At 66.0% G+C, this 7,450-nt stretch carries 6 protein-coding genes and 1 pseudogene; 6 read left to right on the top strand and 1 reads right to left on the bottom strand.

Annotation, left to right across the window (positions count from 1 at the left end; translation table 11 throughout):
- Positions 1–56: 56 nt before the first annotated feature.
- Positions 57–629 (top strand): LppA family lipoprotein, encoded by a 573-nt coding sequence (locus AC2VOU_RS09745; protein ID WP_486957186.1) that lies wholly within the window; start codon positions 57–59, stop codon positions 627–629.
- A gap of 407 nt (positions 630–1,036) precedes the next feature.
- Here the strand turns inward: AC2VOU_RS09745 and mntR are convergent, their stop codons facing one another.
- Entirely contained in the window at positions 1,037–1,732 is a 696-nt protein-coding gene (gene mntR / locus AC2VOU_RS09740; RefSeq protein ID WP_486957185.1) for a manganese-binding transcriptional regulator MntR, read from the bottom strand.
- A 78-nt stretch (positions 1,733–1,810) separates the two neighbouring features.
- On the opposite strand from mntR, the gene AC2VOU_RS09735 reads away from it, so the two are divergent.
- The 5 genes and pseudogenes from AC2VOU_RS09735 to AC2VOU_RS09715 all read left to right on the top strand — a co-directional run.
- On the top strand, positions 1,811–2,785 hold the full coding sequence (locus AC2VOU_RS09735; RefSeq protein WP_486957184.1) for a bifunctional riboflavin kinase/FAD synthetase: 975 nt from the start codon (positions 1,811–1,813) through the stop codon (positions 2,783–2,785).
- A 123-nt stretch (positions 2,786–2,908) separates the two neighbouring features.
- The gene (rpsO, locus tag AC2VOU_RS09730; RefSeq protein WP_486939521.1) at positions 2,909–3,178 is read left to right on the top strand and encodes a 30S ribosomal protein S15; all 270 of its coding nucleotides are present in this window, start codon (positions 2,909–2,911) and stop codon (positions 3,176–3,178) included.
- A gap of 337 nt (positions 3,179–3,515) precedes the next feature.
- Positions 3,516–5,816: pseudogene (locus tag AC2VOU_RS09725) on the top strand (polyribonucleotide nucleotidyltransferase).
- On the top strand, positions 5,794–7,161 hold the full coding sequence (locus tag AC2VOU_RS09720) for a M16 family metallopeptidase (protein ID WP_486957183.1): 1,368 nt from the start codon (positions 5,794–5,796) through the stop codon (positions 7,159–7,161). The pseudogene AC2VOU_RS09725 and the gene AC2VOU_RS09720 overlap by 23 nt, the downstream one beginning before the upstream one ends.
- A gap of 4 nt (positions 7,162–7,165) precedes the next feature.
- On the top strand, positions 7,166–7,450 hold a 285-nt coding region (locus tag AC2VOU_RS09715), incomplete at its 3' end, for a nitronate monooxygenase (RefSeq protein ID WP_486957182.1).

Raw genomic sequence — 7,450 nt, 5'->3', positions numbered from 1 at the left:
AACTACAACATCGCCGCCACCCTCGCCGGACTCGACGACCAGGCGGTACGCCAATAGTGACCAACGACCCCATGGAAAACACCTCACACCGGCGGCGCCGCGAAGTTCTGTTGGCCGCCGTGATCGCCGTCGCACTGACCACAGCAGGATGCCACGTGAAACAACCCTACGAACCCACCCCGCCCAGTGACGCAACCAAGGCACTAGAAGTCCTCAAATCCCTGCCTTCGTTCGAGGACACTCAAGCCCAGGTGCAAGCTGCGATGAACGAAATCAAGGCAACCGCCAGCCAGCTCATCCCATCCATCACCTGGGAGACACCCCACGAAGGCTCGGGCGATACTTGCGGGCGGCCCTACGAGCAAACCGACGGGCACGGGTACTTCCTGCCCGACGAAGTTGCTGTCCGGGTGCCGGTCTCTGAGCAAGACTGGGCGAAAATCCAAGCGGCCGCTAAGGATGCGGCTGCCAAGATCGACGCCACCGAAATTCAGGTCATGAAAAACCAACCCGGAAACCACGATGTGGGTTTCTACGGCCCCACCGGGCTATTCATCAAAATCGGCTACAGGGGCAACCTGGTCGTCTCCGGCTATACCGGCTGCCGCCTGCCGCGCGACAAGAAGTGATGCGCCGGGGCGTCTGTCGAGGCTCTCTGCTCCCTGGCCGCCAGTTACCCTGCCGCCTCCGCCGTATCGCGGGTGCAGCAGTGTTCGGCCGCCTCGCGGTGTGGCGCGCATCGGTCCGCGTGCGCCGGATTGATCGGCCCCAACCTGGCCACCAACCCCAACTTCACCCACCTCGCAACCGGCCCCACCACCGCGCCCGACGGGGGTGACACCGCCGTCAAGACTGGCGCGACCGATCGCCAAGGGCTCCAAGACAAGCCCGGAAACACGACGTGGAATTCATCGGCTCCGCAGGCTTCTACGTGCGAATCGGGCCGCTGGTCAGGACCGACACAACGCGAGATGCCGATGCTGAGTGCGCTGGGCGCGCCAGGGCAGCCGCCCAGTAAGCATCGCCGTCGCAAAGGCTAGCGGACAACCATCCAAATCGCTTGCGCAACAGGGCTTCCCAGGTCAACGGTGGTGGATCCGCCGTGCGCTGACTCCACCGCGACGGAGATCATTCCAGCGAACTCGCGGCGGGTGAGTACCCGCAGCCGCGAGTCGAGGCTGATGCCGATGCTGTCGAAGTAGCGCAGCATCTCGGGATCTTTGTCCGAAATTCGGGCCACGGTTCCGGCGTCGCCGTCGGAGCATGCCCACAGCTGACGGGCCGGCGGGGTGGGCACCGGGCCCGCTGAGCCCGGAATCGGGTCGCCGGGCGGGTCGCGCTGTGGGTGGCCGAGCTTGGCGTCGATACGCGCAATCAGCCGATCCGACACCGCGTGCTCGAGCACTTCGGCCTCGTCGTGCACCTCGTCCCAGCCGTAGCCGAGTTCGGTGACCAGGAATGCCTCCAGTAACCGATGGCGCCGGACCATCGCCAGCGCCGCTCCGCGTCCCGATTCGGTCAGCGTGACGGCACCGTATTTCTCGTGGTCGACCAGGCCCTGCTCGGCGAGCTTGCGGATGGATTCCGACGCGGTACTGGCCGACACCCCGAGCTTTTCGGCCAGCATCTTGGTGCTGACCTTGGCATGCGACCATTCCTGGGCGTTCCAGATGACTTTGAGATAGTCCTGGGCAACCGCGGTGAGCTCGTTTGACTCGTCAGCAGGGCGCACAACGGAAGTTTAAGCAATCCTCACCTGATCTGCGGCTCTCGCACGACCGCGCGCTACCTGGCACCGTAGGCTGGCAGTGTGCAGAGGTGGCGCGGCCAGGACGAGATCCCGACGGATTGGGGCCGATGTGTGCTCACCATCGGGGTCTTCGACGGGCTGCACCGCGGACACGCCGAACTGATCGAACACGCGGTCAAATCGGCTCGCGCGCGCGGCGTGCCGACGGTGTTGATGACGTTCGACCCGCACCCGATGGAAGTGGTCCATCCCGGCAGCCACCCGGCTCAACTGACGACACTGACCCGTCGCGCCGAGTTGGCGGAGGAATTCGGCATCGACGTATTCCTGGTCATGCCGTTCACCACGGCTTTCATGAAGCTCACGCCCGAGCGTTACGTGCATGAGCTGCTGGTCGAGGACCTGCACGTCGTCGAAGTCGTGGTGGGGGAGAACTTCACCTTCGGTAAGAAAGCGGCGGGGTCTGTGGACACGCTGCGCCGCGCCGGCGCACGGCTTGGGTTTGCGGTCGAGGCGATGTCGCTGGTGTCGGAGCATCACGACGCCGAAACGGTGACCTTCTCCTCGACTTACATCCGGTCCTGCGTCGACGCGGGCGACGTGGTCGCGGCCGCCGAAGCGCTGGGCCGTCCGCACCGGGTGGAAGGCGTGGTCGTGCGGGGTGATGGACGGGGGACCGAGATGGGTTTCCCCACCGCGAACGTCGCCCCGCCGATGCATTCGGCCATCCCGGCCGACGGTGTGTACGCGGCCTGGTTCACTGTTCTGGGCCACGGCCCGGCCGCCGGCAGCGTGGTGCCGGGTGAGCGCTACCAGGCTGCGGTGTCCGTGGGCACCAACCCGACCTTTTCCGGACGCACCCGCACGGTCGAGGCGTTTGTCCTCGACACGGCCGCCGACCTCTACGGGCAGCATGTGGCGCTGGACTTCGTCGCGCGGATCCGCGGCCAGGAGAAGTTCGGCTCGGTGAGCGACCTGGTCGAGGCGATGCACGACGACACCGAGCGGGCCCGCACGCTGCTCTCTATTGGCTGACCAGCCGATTTCAGGCGCCGGCCTCGTCCGCTGCTAGACTTCCCGGCGATACGGGGCGTGCTGCAGTTCGCGGTGGCCGCTACCGGAGATGAATGTTCGCGGACCTATTGATGGAGATGTTTCGTGGCGCTTACCGCCGAGCAGAAAAAAGAGATCCTGGACTCCTACGGCCTGCACGCAACCGACACCGGTTCGCCCGAGGCGCAGGTCGCGATGCTGACCAAGCGGATCGCCGACCTGACCGAACACCTCAAGCAACACAAGCACGACCACCATTCGCGGCGCGGACTACTGCTGCTGGTCGGTCGCCGCCGTCGGCTGCTCAAGTACGTCGCCCAGGTCGACGTGGCGCGTTACCGCTCGCTGATCGAGCGGCTCGGCCTGCGCCGCTGAGCCGGGGCCCGCGCCGTCGCCGGGCTTAAAGAAGCGCCAGGTCGGCGTGTAGAGTCATAAACGTTTTGGGCCTATCGGTCCGAACCAGGTGCGGTGTGCGCGATCCGCGCGCACCGTTCCAGCGAGGCAGGACAGGACTTCGAAGGAAGACAGGTCTGTATCGCGCGGTCTTCGGTAGTGGCTGCCGAGCTCCCCGGATTCGGGGTGGTCGGCCGCTTCGATCGACGGCCGTCGCCGCATTCAGACCCCGCGTCATCCGGGTCGTTCTGGAACCCTGTGGGTTGTGCGTGCCTGCGCGAAATAGCTGAAAAAATCCAGAGAGGCTGCACGGACGCATATGTCTGTAGCTGAAATCGACGAAGGCGTGTTTGAAGCAACCGCCACCATTGACAACGGGAGCTTCGGCACCCGCACCATCCGTTTCGAGACCGGCCGGCTGGCCAAGCAGGCCGCCGGCTCCGTCGTCGCCTACCTCGACGACGACACCATGCTGATCTCGGCCACCACGGCCAGCAAGAACCCGAAGGACCACTTCGATTTCTTCCCGCTGACGATCGACGTCGAAGAGCGGATGTACGCCGCCGGACGCATCCCCGGTTCGTTCTTCCGCCGCGAGGGCCGCCCCTCCACCGACGCGATCCTGACCTGTCGGCTGATCGACCGCCCGCTGCGGCCGACCTTCGTCTCAGGGCTGCGCAACGAGATCCAGGTCGTCATCACCATCCTGAGCCTGGACCCCAAGGACCTCTACGACGTGCTGGCGATCAACGCCGCGTCGGCGTCCACCCAGATCTCGGGTCTGCCGTTCGCCGGCCCGGTCGGCGGTGTGCGTGTCGCACTGATCGAGGGCCAGTGGGTCGCGTTCCCGACCGTCGAGCAACTCGAGAACGCGGTGTTCGACATGGTCGTCGCGGGCCGCATAGTCGGCGGTGCCGACAAAAATGACATTGCGATCATGATGGTCGAGGCCGAAGCGACCGACAACGTCATCGACCTCGTCGCGGGCGGCGCAGGCGCGCCCACCGAGAGCGTCGTGGCGGAACGTCAGGAAGCCGCCAAGCCGTTCATCGCCGCGCTGTGCACGGCCCTGCAGGTGTTGCACGTCGCCGCCGTCATGTAGACCGCCGTGTACCGGTTGTTCCCGTAATACCATTACTACGTCTTCTACTCCGTGTCGTCGGTGGCCACCGACGAGCTCGCCAAGGCGCTCACCATCGCGGGCAAGGAAGAGCGCGACAGCCGCACCGACGAGATCAAGGTCGAGGTGCTCGATCGCCTCGCCGCAACCTACGAGGGTCGCGAGAAGGAAATCGGGGCGGCATTCCGGTCGCTGACCAAAAAGCTTGTGCGCCAGCGCATCCTGTCCGATCACTTCCGCATCGATGGCCGCGGCATTACCGACATCCGCGCGCTGTCGGCCGAGGTCGCGGTGATCCCACGGGCGCACGGCAGCGCGCTGTTCGAGCGTGGCGAAACCCAGATCATGGGCGTCACCACCCTCGACATGGTCAAGATGGCCCAGCAGATCGACTCGCTGGGGCCGGAAACGTCCAAGCGCTACATGCACCACTACAACTTCCCGCCGTTCTCCACCGGCGAGACCGGCCGGGTCGGCTCGCCCAAGCGGCGCGAGATCGGCCACGGCGCGCTGGCGGAGCGGGCCCTGATGCCGGTACTGCCCAGTATCGAAGAGTTCCCCTACGCGATCCGACAGGTTTCGGAAGCCTTGAGCTCCAACGGTTCCACCTCGATGGGCTCGGTGTGTGCCTCGACGCTGTCGCTGCTGAACGCCGGCGTGCCGCTCAAGGCTCCGGTCGCCGGTATCGCGATGGGCCTGGTGTCCGACGACGTTGAAGTGGACGGCAAGACCGAGCGCAGGTTCGTCACGCTCACCGACATCCTCGGTGCCGAAGACGCGTTCGGTGACATGGACTTCAAGTGCGCCGGCACCAAGGACTTCGTCACCGCGCTGCAGTTGGACACCAAGCTCGACGGCATCCCGTCGCAGGTGCTCGCGGGTGCGCTCGCCCAGGCCAAGGACGCGCGACTGACCATCCTGGAAGTGATGGCTGAGGCGATTGACGAGCCGGACGAGATGAGCCCGTACGCGCCGCGGATCACCACGATCAAGGTGCCGGTGGACAAGATCGGCGAGGTGATCGGGCCCAAGGGCAAGATGATCAACTCGATCACCGAAGAGACCGGCGCGCAGATTTCGATCGAAGACGACGGCACCGTGTTCGTCGGTGCCAGCAGTGGGGAGGCGGCGCAGGCCGCGATCGACAAGATCAACGCGATCGCCAACCCGCAGCTGCCCAAGACCGGTGAGCGATTCCTCGGCACCGTGGTCAAGACCACCGATTTCGGTGCGTTCGTGTCGCTGCTGCCGGGTCGCGACGGCTTGGTGCACATCTCCAAGCTCGGTCAGGGCAAGCGCGTCGCCAAGGTCGAAGACGTCGTGAATGTCGGCGACAAGCTTCGCGTCGAGATCGCCGACATCGACAAGCGGGGCAAGATCTCCCTGGTGCTTGTCGGCGACGAGGCCACCGCCGGCGCGTCCGGTGACGGCGACGCTGCTCCCAGCCCGGAGGCTGCCGTGTCGCAGACCGAAGCCGATGCCGCGACGGCCGGCAGTTAGTTCCCCGGCGGTTAGCTCGGGGACGCAGCCGTTACGTCGCGGCCGGCACAATCTTGAGCCGTCCGCGGCGTTCCGGCGCACCACATTGCCCGGCGGCTTGCGGATCGTCACCGAATACCTGCCCGGGGTGCGCTCTGCGTCGGTCGGGGTCTGGGTCGGAGTCGGGTCGCGCGACGAAGGCAGCACGGTCGCCGGTGCCGCGCACTTCCTGGAACACCTGCTGTTCAAGGCGACTCCGACGCGCACCGCTGTCGACATCGCGCAGGCGATGGATGCGGTCGGTGGCGAACTGAACGCGTTCACCGGCAAAGAGCACACCTGCTATTACGCGCATGTGCTCGACAGCGACCTCGCGCTGGCCGTCGACCTGGTCAGCGACGTCGTGCTGAATGGGCTCTGCGCGGCGAGCGATGTCGAGGTCGAACGCGACGTCGTCCTCGAAGAGATCGCGATGCGCGACGACGACCCCGAAGACGCACTGGCCGACCAGTTCCTGGCGGCGCTGTTCGGTGATCACCCAGTGGGCCGCCCGGTGATCGGCAGCGCGCAGTCGGTGTCGTCGATGACGCGCGCGCAGCTGCATTCGTTCCATCAGCGGCGCTACACGCCCGAGCGGATGGTCGTCGCGGTGGCCGGAAACGTCGACCACGGCGACGTGGTAGCCATGGTGCGTGAGCGCTTCGGGCCGCGGTTGGTGCGAGACCGTCACGCGATCGCGCCGCGGAAGGGCGCGGGCCGGGTCGGCGGTCGCCCCGGGCTGACGGTGGTCAACCGGGACGCCGAGCAGACCCACGTTTTCCTGGGCGTGCGAACCCCGGGTCGGTACTGGAAGCGCCGCTGGGCGCTGTCGGTGCTGAACACCGCAATCGGTGGCGGCTTGAGTTCCCGCCTGTTTCAACAGGTTCGAGAGTCCCGCGGGCTGGCCTACTCGGTGTACTCGTCGCTGGACACCTTCTCCGACGCCGGCGCCATGTCGGTGTACGCGGCGTGCCTGCCCGAACGCTTCGCCGAAGTGATCCGGGTGACCGCCGACGTGCTCGCCGAGGTCGGTCGGGACGGCATCACCGAGAAGGAATGCCGGATTGCGAAGGGCTCGCTGCGTGGCGGGCTGGTGCTCGGTCTGGAAGACTCCAGTTCACGGATGAACCGCATCGGTCGTGGCGAACTCAACTACGCTGAGCACCGAAGCATCGACCGGACGCTGCAGGAGCTCGATGAGGTCACCCTGGACGAGGTCAACGCGATCGCGCGTCAACTCCTCAATAAACCCTACGGTGCCGCCGTTCTCGGACCGCATCGGTCCAAGAAGTCCCTACCGCAACAGCTTCGGACAATGACGAGGTAAGGCGATGGTGCTGGGCTTCTGGGATCTGGACATGCCGATCGTGGGCGCGCCCATGGCTGGTGGCCCCGGGACTCCCGCGCTGGCCGCCGCGGTGTCCAACGCTGGCGGCCTCGGATTTCTCGCCGGTGGCTATATCAGCGCCGAGCGCCTGGCCGACGACATCGCCAATGCGCGCGCAGCGAGCACTGGGCCGATCGGTGTGAATCTGTTTGTGCCCCAGCCGAGTGTCGCCGACATGATCGCGTTGGACTATTACGCCGAGGCGCTCGACGAACTGGCCGAGCACTAC

The sequence above is a fragment of the Mycobacterium sp. TH-M25 genome (assembly GCF_057473665.1).
This window is presented reverse-complemented; position numbering and strand designations above follow the sequence as displayed.